The sequence below is a fragment of the Streptomyces sp. NPDC008092 genome (assembly GCF_042957285.1).
Lineage (GTDB): Bacteria > Actinomycetota > Actinomycetes > Streptomycetales > Streptomycetaceae > Streptomyces.
The window spans coordinates 63,079-86,875 of the sequence record NZ_JBIBHY010000017.1 but is presented as its reverse complement, the minus strand read 5'-3'; the positions used below and the strand labels follow the sequence as shown (position 1 = coordinate 86,875).

Annotated in this window: 21 protein-coding genes, 1 tRNA gene and 1 pseudogene; 4 read left to right on the top strand and 19 right to left on the bottom strand. The window is 71.3% G+C overall.

The window, feature by feature from the left end; genetic code table 11:
* Positions 1–276 precede the first annotated feature (276 nt).
* The 10 genes and pseudogenes from ruvB to pgsA all read right to left on the bottom strand — a co-directional run bounded on the left by ruvB (position 277) and on the right by pgsA (position 8,651).
* Positions 277–1,350 carry a Holliday junction branch migration DNA helicase RuvB gene (gene ruvB / locus ACFZB3_RS41110; RefSeq protein ID WP_351704447.1) on the bottom strand — a complete coding sequence of 358 codons (1,074 nt, stop codon included), beginning with the start codon at positions 1,348–1,350 and terminating at the stop codon, positions 277–279.
* A 27-nt stretch (positions 1,351–1,377) separates the two neighbouring features.
* On the bottom strand, positions 1,378–1,983 hold the full coding sequence (ruvA, locus tag ACFZB3_RS41105; RefSeq protein WP_391386379.1) for a Holliday junction branch migration protein RuvA: 606 nt from the start codon (positions 1,981–1,983) through the stop codon (positions 1,378–1,380).
* Positions 1,980–2,519 carry a crossover junction endodeoxyribonuclease RuvC gene (gene ruvC, locus ACFZB3_RS41100; protein ID WP_089103224.1) on the bottom strand — a complete coding sequence of 180 codons (540 nt, stop codon included), beginning with the start codon at positions 2,517–2,519 and terminating at the stop codon, positions 1,980–1,982. Before ruvC ends, ruvA begins: the two co-directional genes overlap by 4 nt.
* Before the next feature lie 203 nt (positions 2,520–2,722).
* Complete coding sequence (locus tag ACFZB3_RS41095) at positions 2,723–3,475, bottom strand: YebC/PmpR family DNA-binding transcriptional regulator (RefSeq protein WP_189264651.1); 753 nt, start codon at positions 3,473–3,475, stop codon at positions 2,723–2,725.
* A 52-nt stretch (positions 3,476–3,527) separates the two neighbouring features.
* Positions 3,528–4,133 (bottom strand): pyridoxal 5'-phosphate synthase glutaminase subunit PdxT, encoded by a 606-nt coding sequence (gene pdxT, locus ACFZB3_RS41090; RefSeq protein ID WP_391386375.1) that lies wholly within the window; start codon positions 4,131–4,133, stop codon positions 3,528–3,530.
* Between the two features lie 19 nt (positions 4,134–4,152).
* A complete protein-coding gene (gene pdxS, locus ACFZB3_RS41085; protein ID WP_391386372.1) occupies positions 4,153–5,058 on the bottom strand; it encodes a pyridoxal 5'-phosphate synthase lyase subunit PdxS in 906 nt (301 codons plus the stop codon).
* A 104-nt stretch (positions 5,059–5,162) separates the two neighbouring features.
* Positions 5,163–5,714, bottom strand: coding sequence for a hypothetical protein (locus ACFZB3_RS41080; protein ID WP_391386370.1), 552 nt, complete (start codon positions 5,712–5,714; stop codon positions 5,163–5,165).
* A gap of 139 nt (positions 5,715–5,853) precedes the next feature.
* On the bottom strand, positions 5,854–7,014 hold the full coding sequence (locus tag ACFZB3_RS41075; RefSeq protein WP_391386367.1) for a glycosyltransferase: 1,161 nt from the start codon (positions 7,012–7,014) through the stop codon (positions 5,854–5,856).
* On the bottom strand, positions 7,011–7,919 hold the full coding sequence (locus ACFZB3_RS41070; RefSeq protein ID WP_391386364.1) for a phosphatidylinositol mannoside acyltransferase: 909 nt from the start codon (positions 7,917–7,919) through the stop codon (positions 7,011–7,013). The genes ACFZB3_RS41075 and ACFZB3_RS41070 overlap by 4 nt, the downstream gene beginning before the upstream one ends.
* Positions 7,916–8,651: pseudogene (gene pgsA / locus ACFZB3_RS41065) on the bottom strand (phosphatidylinositol phosphate synthase). The gene ACFZB3_RS41070 and the pseudogene pgsA overlap by 4 nt, the downstream one beginning before the upstream one ends.
* Before the next feature lie 222 nt (positions 8,652–8,873).
* On the opposite strand from pgsA, the gene ACFZB3_RS41060 reads away from it, so the two are divergent.
* Complete coding sequence (locus ACFZB3_RS41060) at positions 8,874–11,072, top strand: elongation factor G-like protein EF-G2 (RefSeq protein WP_391386361.1); 2,199 nt, start codon at positions 8,874–8,876, stop codon at positions 11,070–11,072.
* Between the two features lie 152 nt (positions 11,073–11,224).
* Positions 11,225–12,868, top strand: coding sequence for a hypothetical protein (locus tag ACFZB3_RS41055; RefSeq protein ID WP_391386359.1), 1,644 nt, complete (start codon positions 11,225–11,227; stop codon positions 12,866–12,868).
* 158 nt (positions 12,869–13,026) lie between these two features.
* On the opposite strand, the gene ACFZB3_RS41050 is transcribed toward ACFZB3_RS41055, so the two are convergent.
* Positions 13,027–13,590: an HIT domain-containing protein gene (locus tag ACFZB3_RS41050; protein ID WP_351960534.1), complete on the bottom strand. Its 564-nt coding sequence runs from the start codon at positions 13,588–13,590 to the stop codon at positions 13,027–13,029.
* A gap of 67 nt (positions 13,591–13,657) precedes the next feature.
* Between ACFZB3_RS41050 and ACFZB3_RS41045 the strand changes: the two genes are divergently transcribed.
* Entirely contained in the window at positions 13,658–14,317 is a 660-nt protein-coding gene (locus ACFZB3_RS41045; protein ID WP_391386356.1) for an ion channel, read from the top strand.
* Between the two features lie 27 nt (positions 14,318–14,344).
* Here ACFZB3_RS41045 and thrS read toward each other — a convergent pair whose 3' ends face one another.
* The 3 genes from thrS to ACFZB3_RS41030 all read right to left on the bottom strand — a co-directional run bounded on the left by thrS (position 14,345) and on the right by ACFZB3_RS41030 (position 18,231).
* Positions 14,345–16,321: a threonine--tRNA ligase gene (thrS, locus tag ACFZB3_RS41040; RefSeq protein ID WP_391386354.1), complete on the bottom strand. Its 1,977-nt coding sequence runs from the start codon at positions 16,319–16,321 to the stop codon at positions 14,345–14,347.
* A gap of 111 nt (positions 16,322–16,432) precedes the next feature.
* A complete protein-coding gene (locus ACFZB3_RS41035; RefSeq protein ID WP_391386352.1) occupies positions 16,433–17,668 on the bottom strand; it encodes a hypothetical protein in 1,236 nt (411 codons plus the stop codon).
* Positions 17,665–18,231: a DUF4365 domain-containing protein gene (locus ACFZB3_RS41030; RefSeq protein ID WP_362584655.1), complete on the bottom strand. Its 567-nt coding sequence runs from the start codon at positions 18,229–18,231 to the stop codon at positions 17,665–17,667. Before ACFZB3_RS41030 ends, ACFZB3_RS41035 begins: the two co-directional genes overlap by 4 nt.
* A 169-nt stretch (positions 18,232–18,400) precedes the next feature.
* Between ACFZB3_RS41030 and ACFZB3_RS41025 the strand changes: the two genes are divergently transcribed.
* Entirely contained in the window at positions 18,401–19,126 is a 726-nt protein-coding gene (locus ACFZB3_RS41025) for an exonuclease domain-containing protein (protein WP_391386349.1), read from the top strand.
* 33 nt (positions 19,127–19,159) lie between these two features.
* Here the strand turns inward: ACFZB3_RS41025 and ACFZB3_RS41020 are convergent, their stop codons facing one another.
* The 5 genes from ACFZB3_RS41020 to ACFZB3_RS41000 all read right to left on the bottom strand — a co-directional run bounded on the left by ACFZB3_RS41020 (position 19,160) and on the right by ACFZB3_RS41000 (position 23,797).
* A complete protein-coding gene (locus ACFZB3_RS41020) occupies positions 19,160–19,564 on the bottom strand; it encodes a nuclear transport factor 2 family protein (protein WP_391386347.1) in 405 nt (134 codons plus the stop codon).
* Between the two features lie 149 nt (positions 19,565–19,713).
* Positions 19,714–19,788: transfer RNA gene (locus ACFZB3_RS41015), tRNA-Val, on the bottom strand.
* Between the two features lie 39 nt (positions 19,789–19,827).
* Entirely contained in the window at positions 19,828–20,274 is a 447-nt protein-coding gene (locus tag ACFZB3_RS41010) for an SRPBCC family protein (RefSeq protein WP_391386731.1), read from the bottom strand.
* Positions 20,275–20,394: 120 nt separating this feature from the next.
* Positions 20,395–23,133: a Tat pathway signal sequence domain protein gene (locus ACFZB3_RS41005; protein ID WP_391386344.1), complete on the bottom strand. Its 2,739-nt coding sequence runs from the start codon at positions 23,131–23,133 to the stop codon at positions 20,395–20,397.
* A 91-nt stretch (positions 23,134–23,224) separates the two neighbouring features.
* A complete protein-coding gene (locus ACFZB3_RS41000; RefSeq protein WP_391386728.1) occupies positions 23,225–23,797 on the bottom strand; it encodes a hypothetical protein in 573 nt (190 codons plus the stop codon).

Below are 23,797 nucleotides of genomic sequence, written 5' to 3'. Positions count from 1 at the left end.
CGAGTCCGCGCGCATGGAACAACGCTCAGCATGGCACCTGGGTTCCTGGGCCCGCCAATGCCCCGCCGTCACGAAGAGATCACGTCTGCGGCCGGGGCCTGGTCGGCGGGCGGCGGTCCGCCGGGGCGGCGAAGGGCGCGAGTCCGGGGCCGGTCCCGGGATGCGGCGGGCTCGGCGCGTTCTCATCGGCAACGGTTCGGGAGCCGGATGTGTGAGGTGTCGGACATCGGGCGCGAAAAGGGTCCGCGGTCCGGTCGGCCCCTCCCCGCGCCGGTGTCAGGTGCCGAACAGGTCCTGCTGGCCGGTTCCGCCCGCCGCGCCGCGCGGGGCGGTCAGGCCCAGGTGCGCCCAGGCCGCCGGGGTGGCGACACGGCCGCGCGGGGTGCGGGCCAGCAGGCCCTCGCGGACCAGGAAGGGCTCGGCGACCTCCTCGACCGTCTCGCGCTCCTCCCCCACCGCCACCGCCAGGGTCGACAGACCGACCGGGCCGCCGCCGAACAGCTTGAGCAGGGCCTCCAGGACCGCGCGGTCCAGCCGGTCCAGGCCGCGCTCGTCCACCTCGTAGACGGCGAGCGCCGCGTGCGCGATCTCAGGCGTGATCAGTCCGTCGGCCTTGACCTGCGCGTAGTCCCGGACCCGGCGCAGCAGCCGGTTGGCGATGCGGGGCGTGCCGCGCGAGCGGCCGGCGATCTCGGCGGCGCCGGCCGGCTCGATCTCGACGTCCAGCAGGTTGGCCGAACGGTGCACGACCCGCTCCAGCTCGCGCGGCTCGTAGAACTCCATGTGCGCGGTGAAGCCGAAGCGGTCGCGCAGCGGGGGCGGCAGCAGGCCCGCGCGCGTGGTGGCGCCGACCAGCGTGAACGGGGGCAGCTCCAGGGGGATGGCGGTGGCACCCGGCCCCTTGCCGACGATCACGTCGACGCGGAAGTCCTCCATCGCCATGTACAGCATCTCCTCGGCGGGCCGCGACATGCGGTGGATCTCGTCGAGGAAGAGGACCTCGCCCTCCTGGAGGGAGGAGAGGATCGCGGCCAGGTCGCCGGCGTGCTGGATGGCGGGGCCCGAGGTGATGCGGATCGGGGCACCCATCTCGGCCGCGATGATCATGGAGAGGGTGGTCTTGCCCAGGCCGGGAGCGCCGGAGAGCAGCACGTGGTCGGCGGTCGCGCCACGCGCGCGTGCGGCGCGCAGCACCAGGTCGAGCTGCTCGCGGACCTTCTCCTGGCCGATGAACTCGCCGAGGTCCTTGGGGCGCAGGGCGGCCTCGACGGCCTGGTCCTCACGGTCGGCGACGGCGCCCACCAGCCGCTCCGCGTCGGCGCCGGTGTCGGTCGGGTCGTCCCAGTTCATAAGTGATGTGCCTCAGCGGTGGTGGGGTCAGCGGGCGCGGTTGAGGGTCTGCAAGGCCGCCTTGAGCAGCTGGCCGACCTGGGGCGGGCCCCCGGCGGCCTCGGCCTGCGGGGCGACGGCGGTGACGGCCTCCTCGGCCTCCCGGGTCGCGTAGCCCAGGCCGATCAGGGCGGCGTGCAGCTGGTCGCGCCAGCCCTGGGAGACCGGAGCGCCGATCGCGGGGGCGCCGACGGGGGCACCGAGGCGGTCCTTCAGCTCCAGCAGCAGCTTCTGCGCACCCTTCTTGCCGATGCCCGGCACCGCGATGAGCGCCTTCTCGTCACCCGTGGCGACCGCGCGGCGCAGCGCGTCGGGGTTGTGCACGGCGAGCATCGCCTGCGCGAGCCGCGGGCCGACGCCGCTCGCCGTCTGCAGCAGCTCGAAGACCTGGCGCTCGTCGTCGTCCACGAAGCCGTAGAGCGTGAGCGAGTCCTCGCGGACGACCAGCGACGTGGCGAGTTTGGTCTGCTGGCCCATGCGCAGCCCGGACAGGGTGTTGGGGGTGCACTGGACGGCGATGCCGATCCCGCCCACCTCGACGACCGCGGAGTCCGGGGCGAGGGCGGCGACCGGGCCGCTGACGAAGGCGATCATGCCGTACGGCCTTTCGTTGCGTTGGCTGCGTGCAGGGCCACGGCCTGCTGGAGTCGGTTCTGCGCGGGGGCGCGCCAGATGTGGCAGATGGCGAGCGCGAGGGCGTCGGCGGCGTCGGCGGGCTTGGGCGGGGCGCTGAGCCGGAGCAGCCGGGTGACCATGGCGCCGACCTGGGCCTTGTCGGCACGTCCGGAGCCGGTGACGGCCGCCTTGACCTCGCTGGGGGTGTGCAGGGCGACAGGGATGCCGCGGCGCGCGGCGCACAGCATGGCGACGGCGCTGGCCTGGGCGGTGCCCATCACGGTCCGTACGTTGTGCTGGCTGAACACCCGCTCCACGGCGACGAATTCGGGCCGGTGCTCGTCCAGCCACTGCTCGATGCCCTGCTCGATGGCGACGAGGCGATGGCCCAGCTCGGCGTCCGCCGGCGTCCGTACGACGCCCACGCCGACCATGGTGAGCGGCCGCCCGGCGACGCCCTCGACGACCCCGACACCACACCGGGTCAGCCCGGGGTCCACCCCCAGAACACGCACCGCGCCCCCTCCCCTCTTTGCGGCTAGACCGCCACCGCTCTCGCGGACCTGGCCGAGCACCGTCGTGGTTCCTCAACTGATGGTTGCGGTCCGTGGACGGTGATCTGCGGATGGCGCCAGGCTAGCCGCTGCCACCGACAACAGCGGCGGGCCGGTGGGACGTGTCCCTCCGGCCCGCCGACTCTGCTCAGCCCGCGGCAGCGCTACGCGTCGACCTTCTCCATGACCTCGTCGCTGACGTCGAAGTTGGCGAAGACGTTCTGCACGTCGTCGCTGTCCTCCAGGGCGTCGATCAGCTTGAAGATCTTCTTGGCGCCGTCCTCGTCCAGCTCGACCTGCATGGTCGGGACGAAGTTGGCCTCGGCGGAGTCGTAGTCGATCCCGGCGTCCTGGAGGGCGGTGCGGACGGCGACCATGTCGGTGGCCTCGCTGAGCACCTCGAAGGACTCGCCCAGGTCGTTGACTTCCTCGGCGCCCGCGTCCAGAACGGCACCCAGGACGTCGTCCTCGGTCAGCTCGCCCTTGGGGACGATGACGACGCCCTTGCGGTTGAAGAGGTACGACACCGAGCCCGGGTCGGCCATGTTGCCGCCGTTGCGGGTCATGGCGACGCGGACGTCGGAGGCGGCACGGTTGCGGTTGTCGGTGAGGCACTCGATGAGCACGGCGACGCCGTTCGGGCCGTAGCCCTCGTACATGATCGTCTCGTAGTCGGCGCCGCCGGCCTCGAGACCGCCGCCGCGCTTGACCGCGGAGTCGATGTTCTTGTTCGGGACCGACTGCTTCTTCGCCTTCTGGATGGCGTCGTAGAGAGTCGGGTTGCCCTCGATGTCCACGCCGCCCATGCGGGCCGCGACCTCGATGTTCTTGATCAGCTTCGCGAAGAGCTTGCCGCGCTTGGCATCGATCACGGCCTTCTTGTGCTTCGTCGTAGCCCATTTAGAGTGGCCGGACATCTGCCTGTCTCCTTCGCGTAACCCATCCAAACAACGAACGCCAGAGATCCTACTAGGACTCCGTCGCCCGGTACGCGTGCACCATGTCGACGAACAGGGAGTGCACGCGGTGGTCGCCGGTCAGTTCCGGGTGGAACGACGTGGCGAGCGCGTTGCCCTGGCGGACCGCGACGATGTGGCCCTCGTGCTCGGCGAGCACCTCGGTCTCCGCACCGACCGACTCGACCCAGGGGGCGCGGATGAACACGCCCTCTACAGGATCGCCCGCGATCCCGCGGACGTCGACCGCCGCCTCGAACGACTCGTTCTGCCGCCCGAAGGCGTTGCGGCGCACGATCATGTCGATGCCGCCGATCGTCTCCTGGCCCGAGCGCGGGTCGAGGATCTTGTCGGCGAGCATGATCATGCCCGCGCAGGTGCCGTAGACGGGCATTCCGGCCCGCACGCGCGCGCGGAGCGGCTCCATCACGCCGAACAGGACGGCCAGCTTGGAGATGGTGGTGGACTCGCCGCCGGGGATGACGAGGCCGTCCACCTCGGCGAGTTCCTCGGGGCGCCTGACCGGCCTGGCCACGGCGTCCGCCGCGGCCAGGGCGATGAGGTGCTCCCGTACGTCGCCCTGGAGAGCCAGGACGCCTATGACAGGTGCGTCGGTCATGTGCGCGGAACCTCTGGCCTTACCAGCCGCGGTTGGCGTAGCGCTCGGTCTCGGGGAGGGTGTCGCAGTTGATGCCGACCATGGCCTCGCCGAGGTTGCGGGACGCGTCCGCGATGATCTTCGGGTCGTCGTAGAAGGTGGTCGCCTTGACGATGGCGGCGGCACGCTTGGCCGGGTCGCCGGACTTGAAGATGCCGGAGCCGACGAAGACGCCCTCGGCGCCGAGCTGGCGCATCAGGGCCGCGTCGGCCGGGGTGGCGACACCGCCGGCGGAGAACAGCACGACCGGCAGCTTGCCGAGCTCGGCGACCTCCTTGACCAGTTCGTAGGGGGCGCGCAGCTCCTTGGCGGCGGCGTACAGCTCGTTGTTGTCGTAGCCGCGCAGCCGCGCGATCTCGTTCTTGATCTGGCGCAGGTGGCGGACGGCCTCGACGACGTTGCCGGTGCCGGCCTCGCCCTTGGAGCGGATCATGGCCACGCCCTCGGCGATCCGGCGCAGGGCCTCGCCGAGGTTGGTGGCGCCGCAGACGAAGGGGGTGGTGAAGGCCCACTTGTCGGAGTGGTTGACCTCGTCGGCCGGGGTGAGGACCTCGGACTCGTCGATGTAGTCGACGCCGAGCGACTGGAGGACCTGGGCCTCGACGAAGTGGCCGATCCGGGACTTGGCCATGACCGGGATCGACACGGCCTCGATGATGCCCTCGATCATGTCCGGGTCGGACATCCGGGCCACCCCGCCGTCCTTGCGGATGTCGGCCGGGACCCGCTCCAGGGCCATGACGGCGACGGCGCCCGCGTCCTCGGCGATCTTCGCCTGCTCCGGCGTGACGACGTCCATGATCACGCCGCCCTTGAGCTGCTCGGCCATGCCGCGCTTCACACGGGCGGTGCCGGTCTCGGGGGTCTGGTTCTCACTGGTGGACACGGGTGACCTCACTCGCTGAAAGAGGGTTTCTGCAAACACCGAGGAAACGCGAGTGGACCAGGCCACAGCAAGGGCCAATGGGAAGGCGGTGGATCGTTTTCCGGTCAGGCCGTGCGCTCGACCAGCGCCGCGGGCGGTTCGTCGTCCATCTCGAAGGCCAGTGGGAAGGCGGCGTGACCGGCCAGCCGGAACCAGCGGACCTTGCGGTGTTCGCGCAGCCGGCGGGCCGCGCCGACGGCGTCGTTGTGGAAGCGGCGGGCCATCGGAACCCGGCGTACGGCCTCGGCCAGCTCGCCCGCGGCGGCCTCCCCGCCGGGGGCCTCCCGCACCTCCTCGACCTGCTGCGGGTCCTCGAACACCGCCCGCAGGGCCTGGCTCAGCTCGCTCTCGGCGACCTCCCGCTGCTCCTCCTCGGCCTGCCGGGCGGCGTGCGCGGCCTCGTACAGCACGATCGAGGAGGCGGGATCCAGCACCCCCGAGGTCGCCAGCTCCTGGGCCACCGAGGCCCGCCGCAGCAACTGGGCGTCGAGAGCGGCCCGCGCGGCGTCGATCCGCGAGTGCAGCCGGTCGAGACGGCCTGCGGTCCAGCTGAGGTACAGGCCGACCACCACGAGGGCGGCCAGGATCCAGAGCGTCCAGACGAGCGTTGCAGTCACGGGCGGAACGCTATAGGAAGCGCCCGCCACAGCGCCCCGTCAGGGGCCCGGGGAACTGCGCGACCGGCCACGACGGCGCCGCAGCCTACAGACGACCTGTCCCGGCACCTCAGATGTCGCGGCCCTCCCAGCGGAGCGTCTAGTCCCGCGCCAGCCCGAACCGCGCCCGCAGCCCCGACCGCTCGTCCGCCGCCACCGCCGCCGCGCCCGCCGTCACCGTCTCGTAGACGGACAGGATGTCGGCGCCCACCGTGGACCAGTCGAAGCGCCGCACGTGCACGCTGCCGCGCTCGCGCAGCCCGGCCCGGCGTTCCGGGTCCTCCAGGAGCCGTACCGCCGCCTCCGCCAGCGCGCCCGCGTCCTCGTTGGCGAAGAGCTCGCCGGCCGCCCCCTGGTCCAGGACCTGGGCGAAGGCGTCGAGGTCGGAGGCGAGGACGGGGGCACCGGCGGACAGGGCCTCGACCAGGATTATCCCGAAGCTCTCGCCGCCCGTGTTGGGCGCGATGTACAGGTCGAGGCTGCGCAGGAAGCGGGCCTTGTCCTCGTCGCTGACCATGCCGAGGAACTCGACGCGGGAGCGCAGCTCGGCGGGGAGGGACTCGACCGCGGCCTCCTCGTCGCCCCGGCCGGCCACCAGGAGCCGGGTCTGCGGGCGGGCCGCGAGGATCTTGGGGAGTGCCCTCATCAGGACCGGGAGGCCCTTGCGGGGCTCGTCGATGCGGCCGATGAAGCCGATGGTGTCGCCCTGCCACTCGGGGCGCGGCTCGGCCTTGGCGAAGAAGTCGACGTCGACGCCGTTGGGGATCACGACGGCGTCCCCGCCGAGGTGCTCGACCAGGGTGCGGCGGGCGTACTCGCTCACCGCGATCCGGGCGCTGATCTTCTCCAGGGCGGCCTGCAGGATCGAGTACGCGGCGATCATCGCGCGGGAGCGCGGGTTGGAGGTGTGGAAGGTGGCCACTATCGGGCCCTGCGCCGCCCAGCAGGTCAGCAGGCCGAGGGACGGGGAGGTCGGCTCGTGGATGTGGACCACGTCGAACGCGCCGTCGTGCAGCCAGCGGCGCACCCGCGCGGCGGACAGGAAGCCGAAGTTGAGGCGGGCCACCGAGCCGTTGTAGCGCACCGGGACGGCGCGGCCGGCCGAGACGACGTAGGGCGGCAGCGGGGTGTCGTCGTCGGCGGGGGCGAGGACGGAGACGTCGTGGCCGAGGCGGATGAAGTACTCGGCGAGGTCGCGGATGTGGAACTGGACGCCACCCGGGACGTCCCAGGAGTAGGGGCAGACGATGCCGATCCTCACGACGGTCCCTTCGCGGGGTCGAGGTCGGCGAGCCACAAGCGCTGGAGCATGTGCCAGTCCTCCGGATGGTCGGCGATCCCGGTGGCGAAGGCGTCGGCCAGCGCCTGTGTCATGACAGACGTCTTCGCGGCCTTGTCACCTGACTCGGGTACCTCGATCGGGGCGTGGACGCGGCCCTGCATGACGGGGGTGTCGTCGTACCAGAGCGTCACGGGCAGCAGGATCGCGCCGGTCTGCTGGGCCAGCAGGGCGGGTCCGGCGGGCATCCGGGCGGTGTCGCCGAAGAAGCCGACCTCGATGCCGGAGGCGGACAGGTCGCGGTCGGCGACCAGGCAGACCAGGCCGCCGTCGCGCAGCCTGCGGGCCAGGGTGCCGAAGGCGGAGCCGCCGCTGTGCGGCAGGACCTCCATGCCGAGGCCCTCGCGGTAGGCGACGAAGCGGTCGTAGAGCGTCTCGGGCTTGAGCCGCTCGGCGACCGTGGTGAACGGGGTCTCCAGCTCGGTGGTGACCCAGGCACCGGCCAGGTCCCAGTTGGCCAGGTGCGGCAGCGCGAGGATCACACCGCGGCCGGAGGCGAGGCCCTCGGTCAGGTGGTGCACGTCCTTGGGGAGGAATCCGGTGCGGACCCGCTCCTCGCTCCAGGACGGCAGCCGGAAGGACTCCATCCAGTAGCGCAGGTACGACCGCATCCCCGCGCGCGAGAGCTCGCGCAGCCGCTCCGGGCTCGCGTCGGGCCGCACGCGCGCGTAGTTCGACTCAAGCCGCTGGACGCCCTTGCCGCGCTGCTTCCAGGCGAGGTCCGCGATGGAGTTGCCGAGGCGCACGGCGACCGGTTCGGGGAGCTTCTTGACGGTGCTCCAGCCGAGTCCGTAGAGAGCGTCGGTGACCCGGTCGACGGCGGTCACTGGGAGGCCTCGCTCCCGTGCGAGGCCTTCTCGCGCTCGGCCGCGGCCTCCGCCTCGGCGGACTCCCGGCGGACCGTGACGACCCGCTGGACCAGGGTGACCAGGCTGCCCACGGCCACGATCCACAGGGCGATCGGGAGCAGGATCTGGATGCCCGGGACACCGAACTTGTGGAAGCCGGCCAGACCGGCCGCCACCAGCGAGATCACCAGGCGCTCGGCGCGCTCCACGAGACCGTTGACGGCGACCGGCAGTCCGATCGACTCGCCGCGCGCCTTGGTGTAGGACACCACCTGGCCGCTGGCCAGGCAGAAGATGGAGACCGCGCACAGGACGTCGTTGTTCCCGTTGCCCGCGTACCAGAGGGCGAAGCCGCCGAAGATGGCGCCGTCGGCGACCCGGTCCAGGGTGGAGTCCAGGAAGGCACCCCAGCGGCTGGTGCGGCCCAGCTGGCGGGCCATGTTGCCGTCCACCAGGTCCGAGAACACGAACAGCGTGATCACGATCGTGCCCCAGAAGAACTCGCCCCGGGGGAAGAAGACCAGCGCGCCCGCGACCACTCCGGCCGTGCCGAGGAGCGTGACCGTGTCCGGGCTCACGCCCCGGCGGATGAGAAACGCGGCGAACGGTGTGAGGACACGCGTGAAGAATGCACGCGCGTACTTGTTCAGCATGGCCTTCCCGACGGTCGTTGCGCCGTGCGGCCCCTGCTGGCCACCCCGGCTGGCCCATCGTAGCCACGCGCGCGTGTGTGCGACGGATGGGCACTCTCTGTCGGGTCCGGCGGCCGGTCCCGACGGGTCCCGCGGGCGCGATCACGTCCTTCGTATGGACGCACCGTGACGGGAGTGGAAAGCTCGAATAACCGCGGGCGTCATCGGAGCCGCCACCGCACGCGGCCCGCCATGCTCGCCCGCGCCCACAGAGACCTCACCGTGCACGGGAGGCAAAACCATGGGCGACAAGGTCAAGGAACACCCCGGAGCCGCCGGCAGGGCAATGGCGGCCGACCACCCCGCGTCTGTACGGAATGTGGTGCTGGTCGGCCACTCCGGTTCGGGCAAGACCACGTTGGTGGAGGCGCTCGCGCTGACCGCGGGAGCGGTGAACCGGGCGGGCCGGGTGGAGGACGGCGGAACCGTCTCGGACTACGACGACATCGAGCACCGGCAGCAGCGCTCCGTACAGCTGTCGCTGGTACCGGTCGAATGGAACGGATTCAAGATCAATATCCTGGACACCCCGGGATACGCCGACTTCGTCGGTGAGCTGAGGGCCGGTCTGCGCGCGGCGGACGCGGCCCTTTTCGTGGTCTCGGCCTCGGACGGGGTGGACGGCTCGACCCGGATGGTGTGGGAGGAGTGCGCGGCCGTCGGGATGCCGCGGGCGATCGTCGTCACGCACCTGGAGGCCGCCCGCGCGGACTTCCAGGAGATGACCCGGGTGTGCGCCGAGGCGTTCGGCGCCGACGACCCCGACGCCGTGCTCCCGCTCTACACGCCGCTGTACGGGCCGCAGGGCCCGGACGGGCACGCGCCCGTGACCGGTCTGGTCGGGCTGCTCACGCAGAAGCTGTTCGACTACTCCACCGGGGAGCGCAAGGAGTCCGAGCCGGGCCCCGACCAGCTGCCGGACATCGAGGACGCCCGCAACCGGCTCATCGAGGGGATCATCGCGGAGAGCGAGGACGAGACCCTCATGGACCGCTACCTGGGCGGCGAGCAGATCGACCTCAAGACGCTGATCGAGGACCTGGAGCGGGCCGTGGCACGCGGGGCCTTCTTCCCCGTCCTGGCCGCCGCCCCGGCCGCCGACGGCGCCCGCCAGGGCCTCGGCACGGTCGAGCTGCTGGAGCTGGTCACCGGCGGCTTCCCGACGCCGTTCGAGCATCCGACGCCGGGCGTCACCACCATCGACGGCGAGCCGCGCGAGATCAAGGCGTGCGACACCGGCGGTCCGCTGGTCGCGGAGGTCGTGAAGACCGCCTCCGACCCCTACGTCGGCCGGGTCTCGCTGGTCCGGGTCTTCTCCGGCACCCTGCGCCCCGACGAGACGGTCCACGTCTCCGGGCACGGTCTCGCCGACCGCGGCCACGAGGACCACGACGTCGACGAGAAGATCGGCGCCCTGTCCACGCCGTTCGGCAAACAGCAGCGGCCGGTCACGCACGTCATCGCCGGTGACCTCGCGTGCGTGGCGAAGCTCGGCCGCGCGGAGACCGGGGACACCCTCTCCGGCAGGGACGACCCGCTGCTCATGGAGCCGTGGGAGATGCCCGACCCGCTGCTGCCGCTGGCCATCGAGGCGCACAGCAAGGCGGACGAGGACAAGCTCTCGCAGGGCCTGTCCCGCCTGGTCGCCGAGGACCCGACCATGCGCCTCGAACAGAACCAGGACACCCACCAGGTGGTGCTGTGGTGCCTCGGCGAGGCGCACGCGGACGTCGCCCTGGAGCGGCTGCGCAGCCGCTACGGCGTCCAGGTCGACGTCGTACCGCACAAGGTGTCCCTCCGGGAGACGTTCGCCGGCCGGTCCGCCGGGCGCGGCCGGCACGTCAAGCAGTCCGGCGGGCACGGGCAGTTCGCGATCTGCGAGATCGAGGTGGAGCCGCTGCCGGGCGGCTCCGGCATCGAGTTCGTGGACAAGGTGGTCGGCGGCGCGGTGCCCCGGCAGTTCATCCCGTCGGTCGAGAAGGGCATCAGGGCCCAGGCCGTGAAGGGGGTCGCCGCCGGCTACCAGCTGGTCGACGTGCGGGTCACCCTGCTCGACGGCAAGGCGCACTCGGTGGACTCCTCCGACGCCGCCTTCCAGACGGCGGGCGCACTGGCCCTGCGGGAGGCCGCCGCGGACGCGAAGATCCATCTCCTCGAACCGGTGGCCGAGGTCTCCGTGCTGGTCGGCGACGACTACGTGGGCGCGGTGATGAGCGACCTGTCCGGGCGGCGCGGCCGGGTGCTCGGCACCGAGCAGACCAGCGGCGGACGCACCCTGATCAAGGCCGAGGTACCGGAGTTCGAGATCGGCCGGTACGCGGTGGACCTGCGCTCCCTGTCGCACGGCACGGCGCGTTTCAGCCGCTCCTACGCCCGGCACGAACCGATGCCGCCGCAGATCGCCGAAAGGATTCGCGAACAGGCCGGACAGGCCTCGTAATCGGTGGCACAGGGAGTGTTCGGCGGGCGGCTTCGGCCGTCCGCCGACGGCTGTCGGTGGCTGGGGATACTCTGAGTACTTGATCAACAGGTGTGCGGAGTACGGAAGTCGGGAAGGCCGCAGAAGCGGGACGGCGGCAAGTGGGGGCGGGAATGAGCTTCGAGGACTTCTTCGGGCCACAGGTGCCCAGGCCGGGCGGCGAGGCGCAGGCACCGACCTACGCCCTGGCCTCGGCGGCCTACCGGGACACGCCGATGGAGGAGATCAAGAAGGCCGACAACGAGTGGCACCAGTCCGAGGTCAAAGAGGGCCGCAAGTGGGCGAAGATATTCCGGCCCAACTTCGGTGAGGCGTACTCCCAGGCGGTCATCGACCGCATGCTGGGCGTCGGCCGCAAACCCCTCATCCAGTCCTTCGGCAGCGAACCCCAGGTGGTCGTCGAGCACTGCCTCGCGGCCAACCGCATCCGCCGGGAGCGCGACAACCGGCTCGGCGCGGTCATGTTCCTGTGCGGCGTGCTCTTCCTGCCCGGCCTGCTCGTCTGGCTGGGCGTCTTCCAGCTCCGGGCCACCATGCTCAAGGCGGACAACAAGCGGGTCTCCGGGCTCGGCAGCGCCCTGCTGGCCGCCGTCGGCGTCCTCGCGGTCGTCTTCCTGATCCGGATGCCCCTCACCGGCTTCTGGGGCTGGTACGCGCGCGGCTGCATCGTGCTCCCGGTCGTCGGCTGGTACCTGGCCAAGCGGCTCTGCGAGCGCACCGCGCGGGACCTGCGCGAGGCCTGGGACGGCCTGCTGTCCGGCGGCAGCGTCGGCGCGAAGGTCCCCGAGGCGGTGCCGACCAGCCCGGACCAGGCCGCGGCCGAGCAGCTGCGCCAGTCCCTGGCCCGGCTCAGTGCCGAACAGCAGTCCAACTCGGTCTTCTACGCGGGCCCCAAGGGCATACTCGGCATGGGCACCCGCTGGGGCTCCTGGCACCTCGCGGAGGAGCTGGTCCCGCTCGATCCGGTCAAGGGCATCCACGAGTTCCGCGCCTGGACGGTGGTCCGGGAGATCGAGAAGGAGCTGAGCGTGCTGCACCGGCAGCACCTGAAGACCGGCGGCTTCCCGGAACCGCAGGTCAAGCACTGGATCGTCACCCATGTCGGAGAGGGCGCCAAGGCGGTGTCCAGGCCCGAGGGGACCGACTACAAGGTGGGGCCCGCCGACGTCGAGCGGATCTGCAACAGCAACCACTTCGACAAGGGCGAACGGCACTACCTGGGCGTCCAGTGGCCGTACCTGTGGGACGGCGGCCTGATCATCACGATGATGACCACCGTGACCGTGCTCAAGGAGACCCTGCGGATCGAGGTCACCGGACACGCCCTCGGCCCGGTCAACGGCTTCTTCAGCGGCAAGCCCGAGGCGCCCACCAAGACGGTCGCCAAGACCGTCCGGTTCTGGGAGACCCGGACCATCAAGCTGCCCCTGGTCACCCCGGACGAGGTGGTCCGGCTGTCCGCGCGGGCGCTGATCAGCTGGTATCCGCCGCTGCTGAAGTGGCTCGGCGGTTCCATAGGCCTGCCCGAGCCGTTCGGCCTGCGGCACGCGTGGGCCGACCAGCCGTGGAAGCACCGCTTCATGGCCGACGACGCGCTGCGCGCGGCGACACCGGTGCTCCGGGCGGTGCACCGGGCCGCGTTCACCGTGCTCAAGGAGCACGACGTCAACATGGACAAGTTCAACGCGCGGGCGGGAGCGCTGAGCGGGTCGGTCCAGGAGGCCTCGCCGAAGAAGGCGGACACCTACGACGCGTGAGGGTGGGCTGTCCCTTCCCGTGCCGTGGGGAAGGGCCCGCAGGGCCTGGGCGTCGATGCGCCGTCGTTCGTCCGCGGCGCCGCGATGGCTTGTCGCGCAGTTCCTCCCCCAGCCTTCGGCCGGGGGGACCCCCAGCGCCCCTTCGGGGGCGCTGACGCTCAGTGTGACGTCGGCCAGGCCTCGGCCAGCATCTTGCGGGTGTCCGCCAGCAGCTGCGGCAGCACCCGGGTGTGGCCCACCACGGGCATGAAGTTCGTGTCGCCGCCCCAGCGGGGGACGATGTGCTGGTGCAGGTGGGCCGCGATGCCGGCGCCCGCCACCGTGCCCTGGTTCATGCCGATGTTGAAGCCGTGGGCGCCGGACGCCGTGCGCAGCGCGGTCATCGCCTGCTTGGTCAGCTCGGCCAGCTCGACCGTCTCCGGGCCGGTCAGGTCCGTGTAGTCGGCGACGTGCCGGTACGGGACCGTCATCAGGTGGCCGCCGTTGTACGGGTAGAGGTTGAGCACCGCGTAGACGTGCTCGCCGCGCCGGACGATCAGCCCGTCCTCGTCGGACTTGGCCGGGATCGAGCAGAAGGGACAGCCGTCGTCGGCCCCCGGACCGGTCGGCTTGTTCTCACCCTGGATGTAGGCCATCCGGTGGGGCGTCCACAGGCGCTGGAACGCGTCCTGCGTCCCCACTCCGATCTGCTGCTCCGGCTCACTCGTCATGCTAGGCAGCATATGGCTTCGCCCGTTCGCGGCGTGTCGCCGGGGCCCGCGGAAACGGCCCGGCGGCGAAGCTGGGCGGATGGACGACGACAGCCGGCTGAACCGCTGGGACCGGAGGACCGACCTGGTGCTCGGCATCGCGTCGCTGGTCTTCCTCGGCTCGTACGCGGTGCACGTACTGGAGCCCCGGCTGCCGGACGCCGCGCACGACTTCTTCCTGTCGCTGATGTACACGGCCTGGGCGATGTTCGCCGTCGACTACGCGGTGCGCTGGCGGCTCAGCGGCGAGGGACCGCGGTTCGTACGGCGGCACTGGCTGGACACGGTCGTCCTGGTGCTGCCCCTGCTGCGGCCGGTGCGGGTCGTGCGGACGTACGAGTCGATCCAGCGCCGGCACGGGGAACCCCGGCTCCCGCTGCACGCGCGCGTGGCGGCCTACTCGGCGCTGTCGATCGCGCTGCTGGGGTTCTCGGGCGCACTCGCCGTCTACCAGGTCGAGCGCTCGGCCCCGAACGCGACGATCCGGACCTTCGGCGACTCCCTGTGGTGGACGTGCTCGACCCTCTCCACGGTCGGTTACGGCGACTACGTCCCGGTGACCACCCTGGGGCGGTTCATCGCCGCGGGGCTGATGGCCTGCGGTCTGGCACTGCTGGGCACGGTCACGGGGTCGTTCTCGTCCTGGATGCTGCAGCGGTTCGCGCTGAACGAGGACGAGAGAAGGCCCCCGGAGAACTGATCTCCGAGGGCCCCTGACGGAGGCGGATCAGACCTGGGTCCGCTCCTCGACCACCTTCACGATCTTGGCGATGGCCTCGTCGAACGGGATGCCGTTCTCCTGCGAGCCGTCGCGGTAGCGGAAGGAGACCGAGCCGGCCGCCATGTCCTCGTCGCCCGCGATGACCATGAAGGGCACCTTCTGCTTCTGGGCGTTGCGGATCTTCTTCTGCATGCGGTCGGAGGACGCGTCCACCTCGACCCGCAGACCCTTCTTCTTCGCCTCGGCGGCGAACTTCTGCAGGTACTCGACGTGCCCGTCGCCGATCGGGATGCCGACCGCCTGGACCGGCGCCAGCCACGCCGGGAAGGCGCCCGCGTAGTGCTCCAGGAGCACCGCGAAGAACCGCTCGATGGAGCCGAACAGGGCGCGGTGGATCATCACCGGGCGCTGCTTGGAGCCGTCGGCGGAGGTGTACTCCAGGTCGAAGCGCTCGGGCAGGTTGAAGTCGAGCTGGACGGTCGACATCTGCCAGGTACGGCCGATGGCGTCCTTGGTCTGCACGGAGATCTTCGGGCCGTAGAAGGCGGCGCCGCCCGGGTCGGGGACCAGCGGCAGGCCCTGCTTCTCGGCGACCGCGCGGAGCGTTTCGGTCGCCTCCTCCCAGACCTCGTCGGAGCCGACGAACTTCTCCGGGTCCTTGGTGGAGAGCTCCAGGTAGAAGTCGGTGAGGCCGTAGTCGCGCAGCAGGTTCAGGACGAAGGTGAGCGTCTTGTCGAGCTCCTCCGCCATCTGCTCCTTGGTGCAGTAGATGTGCGCGTCGTCCTGGGTGAAGCCGCGGGCCCGGGTCAGGCCGTGCACGACGCCCGACTTCTCGTACCGGTACACGGTCCCGAACTCGAAGAGGCGCAGGGGCAGTTCACGGTAGGAACGGCCGCGCGCGTCGAAGATCAGGTTGTGCATCGGGCAGTTCATGGGCTTGAGGTAGTAGTCCACGCCCTCGTCGAGCTGCATGGGCGGGTACATGCCGTCGGCGTACCAGTCCAGGTGCCCGGACGTCTCGAAGAGCTTCCCCTTGGTGGCGTGCGGGGTGTAGACGAACTCGTAGCCCTCCTCCTCGTGCCGGCGGCGCGAGTAGTCCTCCATCACGCGGCGGACGACGCCGCCCTTGGGGTGGAAGACGGCGAGGCCGGAGCCGATCTGCTCCGGGATGGAGAACAGGTCCAGCTCGCTGCCCAGCTTGCGGTGGTCGCGCTTCTCGGCCTCGACGAGGAAGTCCAGGTACTCCTTCAGCTCGTCCTTGGACGGCCAGGCGGTGCCGTAGATGCGCTGGAGCATCGGGTTCTTCTCGCTGCCGCGCCAGTAGGCGGCCGCGTTGCGCATCAGCTTGAACGCCGGGATCAGGCGGGTGGAGGGCAGGTGGGGACCGCGGCAGAGGTCCTTCCAGCACAGCTCGCCGGTCTTGGCGTCCAGGTTGTCGTAGATCGTCAGCTCACCGGCGCCGACCTCGACGTCCGCGCCGTCGTCCGAGGACGCGGAGCCCTTGAGGCCGATCAGCTCCAGCTTGTACGGCTCGTCGGCCAGCTCGGCGCGGGCCTCCTCGTCCGTGACGACCCGGCGCGCGAACTTCTGCCCGCGCTTCTGGATCTCCTGCATCTTCTTCTCGATGGCCTTGAGGTCATCGGGGTGGAAGGGCTTCTCGACGTCGAAGTCGTAGTAGAAGCCGTCCTTGACCGGCGGGCCGATGCCCAGCTTGGCCTCGGGGAAGAGCTCCTGGACGGCCTGGGCCATGACGTGCGCGGTGGAGTGGCGCAGGATGTTGAGACCGTCCTCGGAGGAGATCTCGACACCCTCGACGGTCTCGCCGTCCCGCACCTCGTACGCGAGGTCCTTGAGCTCACCGGCCACCCGGGCGGCGATGATCGAGCGCTCGCCGGCGAAGAGCTCGGCGGCCGTAGTGCCCGTCGTCACCACGCGCTCGTCCCGCTCGGAATCGCGTTGGATGATCACACGGACGTCTGACACCGGTCTCTCCTGACTGAAGACGAATGCGGGCGCCGTACCAGGAGCGCGCGCAATACCGGATCGTACCGACCCGGCACCGTCGATCGCTAAACGGTTACCCGCCGTCCCCGGTCAGTCGCAGTCGTCGCCGCTGCACGCCTCCTCGAAGAAGTCGAGGTTCTCCTGGAGCGACTTCATCAGGTGGTCCCGTTCGGCCTCGTCCACCTGGACCGGTGCGACCCCGAAGGCGCCGGACAGCCGCCGGAAGCCGCCCCGGCTCTCCAGCCGCCCGTGCACGCGCACCGGCAGGCCCACCAGATGCGCCTGCCCGGCGATCCGGTAGTCCTCCTCGTCAAGGGTGACTCGGACGTAGGGCACCTCGGCCCCGGCGATCACCCGCAGCCGTACCGCCCCCTCGCCGCGCGGCTCGGAGCGGCGCATCCGGACGACGGTGCCGGTGACCCGGACCGCGACCGAGGGTTCGTCGCGCAGGTAGCGGGCGCCGGCCTCGCGCAGGACGGGCAGGTCGCCGGGTGAGAACTCGATGGGCTCGGTGGTGGCCGCGCAGTCGTCGGGGACCCCGGCGCCAGGCGCCCACTCGACGGAGACGCGGGCGCCTTCCGTGCCGCGCACGAGCGTGACGAGCGCGTCGGTCAGCTCCCGGCTCACGCCCGCCTCGACGGCTCCGTCGAAGGCGTCCATGCCGCCGGTGGCCCGTTGGTAGTCGATGGCCTCGCGGACGGCGTACAGGGCCTGGTGCAGGCGTACGGCGAGCGGCCGGCCGGTGCCGACGGGCACGAAGGCGGCCAGGCCGCGCCCGCCGTCCGCCGAGCCGACCAGGACGGACTCCAGCATCGCGGCGGCCGCCCGCTTGTGCCGGGCGCCGTAGTAACCGGCACGCGCGCGGGTGGCGAGCGCGCCGGCCAGCAGGGTCTGCCGGGCGGCGGTGCGCAGCTGCTCCTCGACGGTCCAGGACGCGGCGTCCGCCGGTCCGCTCGGCACATCCCGCCACCAGCGGATCTCGTCGCTGGGCACGGCGAGTCCCACCAGCACCTCGCGCGCGGCGGGCGTACCGCTGCGCACCAGAGCCGTGAGCGCCTCCCCGAGCAGGTCGTCACTGTCCGGGAAGGCGCGGCTCTCGGGTACCAGCAGGCTGGTGCCGGTGTTGCCCGGCCCGGGTGGGGTCCAGCGGCCGTAGCGCCCCGGGGCGCCGCCGCGCCGCTGCCAGCCGTGCCGGCGCAGCAGGGCGCCGAGCACGGCGGGGTCGACCTCGGCGGGCTCGGGGGGATGGTTCCAGTGGGGCCCGTGGAGATCGTCGGGATGCGGCCGGACCTCCCGCAGCTGCTCCTCGTACGGACGGTGCCTCATGGTCTGCCTCCCGTCCCGACCCGCGTCATGATCTCGCAGAGCGCCCGGTCGTCGAAGATGCGCGAGGTCGGAACCCGCACGGTGGTCCGGTGCCGGCCGGTGATCTGGTGCCCTGCCAGGTTGACCCAGTAGCAGCAGTGGCGCAGATCGAGCCGGTCGTGGCTGGCGCGCAGCCAGTCGTCCTGGGAGCGCGGTACCAGCATCACCACCAGGATCTTGTGCACCGACACCGGTGTGCGGGCGAGCTTGCGCAGGTGGTCGTTGTCCAGCGTGAAGGAGAAGAAACGTCCCGGCGGGTTGGGCGCGATCTGGTAGGTGCACTTGAGCTGCACCTTTATCGTCACCTCGTCGTCGACGGTGTGACCGGGCGAGCCGTGGCTGACGTGCCAGTCGATGCCGTTGTCGGGGAACGGCTGCGAGAGCGAGCAGCCGGCCGCCGCCGCGACGGCATGCAGATAGCCCACCTGCAGTGTCTCCATGCAGGCGGTGGTCGCGAGTGTGCCGCGATGGGGGCCCGTACGTTCGGGCAGCAGCCCGCCCCGTTCGGGCTGCGCTATCGCCATGACCAACAGCCTTCCCAGCCAAAGAGTTTCCCCGTGGCGGGCCGCTGAACTGCAAAGACCCGCACTCCTGTTGTGTCCTTCCGGCGTACGTCGCAAACGGCCCGGGTATCACCAAACGGGCAGAAGACGGAACGTCACCTGCCGTGGGTGAACGAGGAGTTGTATTGGCATGACGTGCTGGTACGAGGGGCCCCTGGCGGCCTTCGACACGGAGACCACGGGCGTGGACGTGGAGACCGACCGCATCGTGTCCGCCGCGGTCGTCGTCCAGGACGCCCCGGGCACCCGCCCCCGGGTGACCCGCTGGCTGGTCAACCCGGGTGTGCCGGTGCCAGAAGCGGCGACGGCGGTGCACGGGCTGACGGAGGAACACCTGCAGCGCAACGGCCGTTGGCCGGCGCCGGTGATGCATGAGATAGCCGAGGAACTGGCCGAGCACGCGGCGATGCACCGCCCGCTGGTGGTGATGAACGCGCCGTTCGATCTGACGCTTCTGGACCGGGAGTTGCGCCGGCACCGGGCGTCCGCACTGGACCGCTGGTTCGAGGCGAGCCCCCTGCTCGTCCTCGACCCCCGGGTCCTGGACAAGCATCTGGACCGCTACCGCAAGGGCCGCCGGACCCTGACCGACCTGTGCGCGCACTACGAGGTCACCCTGGAGGGCGCGCACGACGCGGGCGCGGACGCGCTCGCGTCCCTGGAGCTCGTACGGGCGCTGGGCCGCCGTTTCGCGGCCCGCCTGGAGCGCCTGACCCCGGCCGAGCTGCACACGTTGCAGACGACCTGGCACGCGGCGCAGGCCCGTGGCCTGCAGGCGTGGTTCACCCGCAGCGGCACACCGGAGACGGTGAACCAGGACTGGCCGCTGCGGCCGGAACTGCCGACGGCGGCGTGACGGGCGGGGCGCCGCTGCCGGCGCCCCGCCCGGTCAGGCTCGCGTGATGGTCCGTCCCGGCATCGGCTCCGCGAGCGCGAGCCGCCCGGCCGGAGCACCGAAGGGGTCGGCGAAGTACTGGGTCTCGTGCACGACGTGCAGGTCGGCGAACTCCATGATGCTCACCGAGTACGAGGGCAGGCCGTCGTAGGTGATGACGCACTCGCTCACCCATACGTTCGCGCTGCCGGTGATCCGCTGGAGAGCGAAGTGGCGGTCGGCCGGGTGCCCGCCGCGTTGCGCAGCGATGGTCTCGCGCCCCCGGAAGCGCTCGCCCGACTGCGGGTAGTCCAGGATCGCGTCCACGGCGTAGACGGCGTGCTCGGCTTCGACGTCCCCGCGTTCCGATGCCCGCCAGTGTTCCTCGATCGCGGCCCTGATCCGGGAATCAGCATCCATGGCACCGTCCTTCCGTGGCGGTGCCAGCCTAGGCATCCGCGACGCGGCCGGCCGGGAGGCCGACGGGCGCGCGCCGCCGGGTCCACCGTTCGGCCCGGTCACGGAACGACAGAAAGGCCGGTCCGCTGCTGCGGACCGGCCTGTCCCGGTGGTGGGCGATACTGGGTTCGAACCAGTGACCTCTTCGGTGTGAACGAAGCGCTCTCCCACTGAGCTAATCGCCCGGGAACGGAGAGAACGATACAGGTACCGGCGGGTCTCGTTCAAACCGCTTGGAGGTGGCCGAGCAGTCCGCGCCGCCCGGAGCTCATCATCAGCCGGTGGTTGAGCCGGAAGAACGGCCGTCCCAGCGGGGCGAGTCGCCGCAGCAGCGGCTTGCGGACGTCGACGACCTGGTCGTAGCGGGCGAGGGTGCCGGTGCCGTCGGCGGTGACCGTCCAGCGGGCCCAGCCCTCGATGTCGCCGGTCATCGAGATCTCCAGCACGCCGGCCTCGGGGTCGCGCCGCGCCTCCCGTGCGGTGAACGTGAGGTCGTACGGGAGGAACGACCGGACGGTGAGGACGGCGACGGTGTCGTCCAGCCGGTCCACCGAGCGCACCTGGGGCCACCAGTGCGGGTACTCCTCCACCTTCCGCAGCGCCTCGTACACGGTGGTGAGCGGCACCGGGAGGGGCCACAGGCTGCGGAAACGGTAGTGGTTCCAGTCCATGGCCGCAGTCTGTCGCAGACCGCCGATCTGAGTACGCGTACTCATGCCCGCACGAAGTGACCTGGACCACACTCGGCGGTACGAGCGCCGCCGCCCGTGCGACGGCGCTCCCCCACCCCCTTACGAGGGCATCTTGTCGCCGAGCAGGGCCAGGTTCTCGATGGCGGCGAGTCCGTACAGCGCGGTGTCGTTGGAGGACACCCAGCTCGCCTCGCTGCCCGCGACGAGCGTGACCGGGCCGGAGAGCGGCTCCGTCTTCCACGGCGAGGACTCGGTGTAGCCGTCCGAGCTGTAGAACTTCGTCCACGCGCGCTGGGCGAGCGTCGCGTCACCGGTCTGTACGGCGGCGTACGCGTCGAGGCGCGAGTGGCCCTGGAAGAGCAGCAGGGTGCCGAAGTTGGCGCCGTAGCGTGCCGCCTGTTCCGCCTTGGTGGCGTTGAAGTAGCGGCAGTAGTCGAAGTACACCCGGTCGAACTCCGGCATGTCGGTCAGGTAGATGAGTTCGGCGCAGAGTTCGTTGAGGCCGAAGACGGCCGAGAGGTGCGAGACCGAGACGACCGGAGCAGTCGCCGTGGCGAACTCGCCGGTGTCCAGGTCGTACAGGCCGCTGCCCTGGACGAAGCCGTTGGGCTGGGCGGCGATGCCCGCCATGGTCGACAGGACGCGGGCCTTTGCCTTCTCCCACTTGGGGCCCTTGCGTTCCCACTCGGTCAGCCAGGCCGAGACCAGGCCGCTCCAGTCGGTGCCGAAGCCGATGGAGAGGGCGTGCCGGTCGGGGGTGTAGGGGTCGGTGCGGACCTTGCGCTGCGGGTCGAGGACGAGGAAGGTCTCGTCGGAGTCGACGTTGGCGGCCATCAGGTCGCCGACGCGTTCGTCGGCGGTGAGGAAGTAGTAGAAGCGCCGGTAGGTGGTGTTGGAGATGCGCTGCTGCTTGGCGCTGTCGGCGTAGTGCTGGATGCCGTGCCGGGTGCCGAGGCCCGCCCACTGGCCGATGTGGTAGACGTCGACCTCGCCGGTGTGCCGGGTGAGTGCCTCGGCGAACCGGAAGATGTCCGCGCGGCCGCTCCTGAGGTACGCGTACCAGAGCCACAGGTCGGGCGAGAGCTCGGAGTTGTCCCAGGCGTAGCCGCCGACGTCGTACCGCCACTGGTGGCGCACGGTGTCGTAGGTGTGCATGAAGTCGCCGTAGTCCCAGAAGCCGTACCAACGGCGCTGCTCCACCTGGTCCTTGTAGTAGGTGAAGAGGAAGTCGAGGTGGTCCTCGATCCTCGCCTTGGCGGCGGTGGAGCGGTCGGGCTCGGAGTAGAGGCCGGGGCCGAAGACCTTGGCCTTGATCAACTGCTTGGGCGGGGCGGTGAGTTGCGGGAGCACCCGGACCGCCTCGGCCTGGCCGGCCAGCGCCTCCGGTGTCGGTGTCGTCTCGTTGGCCCAGAACAACAGCTCCGAGGTGCGGGCGATGCCGTACGGGGTGCCGAACTCCGGTTCGTAGTCCTCGTAGGTGATGTTGAGGCCTTCGAGCTGTTCGGCGTACGTGTCCTGGCCCATGCCGTCGTGGTAGAAGCGCAGGTCCATCGGCTGGGCCTCGGGCGACCAGAGCCAGAGGGTGACCTCGGCCGCGTCGGTGTGGGCGTCCCGGATGTCGAGCTGGGCCGGGAACTTCTCCCAGAAGTCCCGCAGGCCGAAGGAGAGTCCGCCGCTCGCCCCGCCGACGTAGCCGAACCCGGAGGCCCGCCTGCCGCCGCCGGCCGCGATCCAGCCGTACCCCTTCTTCGTCCGCTTGCGCAGGGTGAAGCCGTCAGCGGAGAGCTGGGCGAGGGTGTAGTCGCCCCAGTGCGGGATGTACTGCAGCCGGGTCGTCACCCGCTGGTCCCAGGTGGCGGGGTCGGGCAGCTTCTGCCCGGCGTACTGGGCCGCCTGGACGGCCGCGCCCGGGTCGCGGCGCAGGCCGGTGATGCCCTGGACGGCCTCCCGCAGCAGGCCGGTGCCCTCGCCGCCGATCCGCACGTGCCGGTCGTACGCCTCGTCGCGCATCGGCACGCTGAAGCGGACGCCGAGGCCGCGGATGAAGTCGCCGCTCGCCTTGCCCGGCTCCTGGGTGCCGTCGTAGGTGATCGTGTGGACCATCCGGAACGAGTCGGCGCCCGCGTAGAAGTAGAGCCGGATGGAGAACGGCAGCCAGCTGCGGCTTCCCTTGCGGTGCTTGCCGTCGACGCGGACGACGGCCCGGACCGGGCCGTCCTGTTCGACGGTGACGGAGTCGATCGCGCCGTCGAAGCGCTCGGTTCTGACCTGGCCCTGGTCCTCGTCCTCGATCTCGGGCTGGCGGATGAGGACCAGCCGTCCGTTCCTGGCGATCTCCGTCGAACCCCGGGTGACGGACTTGACGATCGTCGAGCCGTTCTTGCCGATCCTGACGGAGATCACGCCGGTCGAGACGTCGATCGTGCCGCCGCTCCTGTCGACGGTGACCTTCCCGTCGGGGGCGGCCGGCTCGCCTGCCGCGAGGGTGAGTCTGCCGTTGCCCGAACTCACCGCGTGGGCGGTCCACTTGAGGGAGCCGTCCGGCCAGTGGGCGAGCGGCCAGGACTGGACGGGCACGTCCTTGCCGTCCTCGTCCGTCAGCGTGAAGGCCTGGTCCTCCTGGAAGGCCCCCATCGGCCAGGGCACGCCCACGGTCGAGCCCGGCGCGGCGCCGAGGCCGCCGTCCTCCAGCCAGTCCAGGGTCACCGGGTCCGCGTCGGCGGCCTCGGCGCCGGGCGCGGCCTGCGCGGCCTTCGCCCCCAGCGCCCAGCTGAACTGGGCGGCGGCGCCGGCCACAGCGGCCGCCTTGAGGAGGGACCTGCGGGGAATGGGAGACATGACCGTTCCTTTCCATGCGGGTTTCTGGTCAGGGGCATGACAGATGGAGGGGCGGCGCCGGAGCGCCGCCCCGGGTTCGGGGCACCGCGGCTCAGCGGCGGCGGTACCGCTCCTCCACCGCCACGGCCGCCGCCGCCACGGCTCCGAGGACGGGCACCGCCAGCGGCGCGATGAGCAGGGCGGAACAGACCACCAGGACCGCTCCCCCGACGAGCAGGAAGGTGCCGCCGGGGTCGAGGACGGTACGGCGGCCGGCCGCCGCGAGCAGGGCGCGCCAGCGGTCGCCGGGCGCCCAGACGGCCGCCGCACGCAGCCCCGCGACCACGAGGCCGATCACCGCGAACAGCCCCACGGCCCCGACGAGCGGCCCGCCCGGCAGCCCCGCCCGCACGGCCCGGACGTCCACCCAGGCGGCGGCGACCGCACCCCAGCCGGCGAGTCCGACGAGCCAGCCCCGGCGGACGGCGGCCCGGAAGTCCGCGACGAACTCCCGCCATCCGCCCCGCACCTGACCGGTGCGGCGGCGCAGGTGCCGGGCGCCGGCGGCGAAGGCGGCCGGGTAGGTGACGATCCCCAGGGAGGCGACGGCGATCCAGACCCCGGTGAGCAGGCACTCGGCGAAGACGCCGAACCGCTCCGCGAAGACGGACGGCCTTGCGCGCAC

What these genes read in the sequence shown, in the direction of transcription:
- ruvB (WP_351704447.1), bottom strand. Translation starts at nt 1,350, where the DNA reads ATGAACTGGGACGACCCGACCGACACCGGCGCCGACGCGGAGCGGCTG.
- ruvA (WP_391386379.1), bottom strand. Translation starts at nt 1,983, where the DNA reads ATGATCGCCTTCGTCAGCGGCCCGGTCGCCGCCCTCGCCCCGGACTCC.
- ACFZB3_RS41095 (WP_189264651.1), bottom strand. Translation starts at nt 3,475, where the DNA reads ATGTCCGGCCACTCTAAATGGGCTACGACGAAGCACAAGAAGGCCGTG.
- pdxT (WP_391386375.1), bottom strand. Translation starts at nt 4,133, where the DNA reads ATGACCGACGCACCTGTCATAGGCGTCCTGGCTCTCCAGGGCGACGTA.
- ACFZB3_RS41060 (WP_391386361.1), top strand. Translation starts at nt 8,874, where the DNA reads ATGGGCGACAAGGTCAAGGAACACCCCGGAGCCGCCGGCAGGGCAATG.
- ACFZB3_RS41055 (WP_391386359.1), top strand. Translation starts at nt 11,225, where the DNA reads ATGAGCTTCGAGGACTTCTTCGGGCCACAGGTGCCCAGGCCGGGCGGC.
- ACFZB3_RS41050 (WP_351960534.1), bottom strand. Translation starts at nt 13,590, where the DNA reads ATGCTGCCTAGCATGACGAGTGAGCCGGAGCAGCAGATCGGAGTGGGG.
- ACFZB3_RS41045 (WP_391386356.1), top strand. Translation starts at nt 13,658, where the DNA reads ATGGACGACGACAGCCGGCTGAACCGCTGGGACCGGAGGACCGACCTG.
- ACFZB3_RS41035 (WP_391386352.1), bottom strand. Translation starts at nt 17,668, where the DNA reads ATGAGGCACCGTCCGTACGAGGAGCAGCTGCGGGAGGTCCGGCCGCAT.
- ACFZB3_RS41030 (WP_362584655.1), bottom strand. Translation starts at nt 18,231, where the DNA reads ATGGCGATAGCGCAGCCCGAACGGGGCGGGCTGCTGCCCGAACGTACG.
- ACFZB3_RS41025 (WP_391386349.1), top strand. Translation starts at nt 18,401, where the DNA reads ATGACGTGCTGGTACGAGGGGCCCCTGGCGGCCTTCGACACGGAGACC.
- ACFZB3_RS41020 (WP_391386347.1), bottom strand. Translation starts at nt 19,564, where the DNA reads ATGGATGCTGATTCCCGGATCAGGGCCGCGATCGAGGAACACTGGCGG.
- ACFZB3_RS41010 (WP_391386731.1), bottom strand. Translation starts at nt 20,274, where the DNA reads ATGGACTGGAACCACTACCGTTTCCGCAGCCTGTGGCCCCTCCCGGTG.
- ACFZB3_RS41005 (WP_391386344.1), bottom strand. Translation starts at nt 23,133, where the DNA reads ATGTCTCCCATTCCCCGCAGGTCCCTCCTCAAGGCGGCCGCTGTGGCC.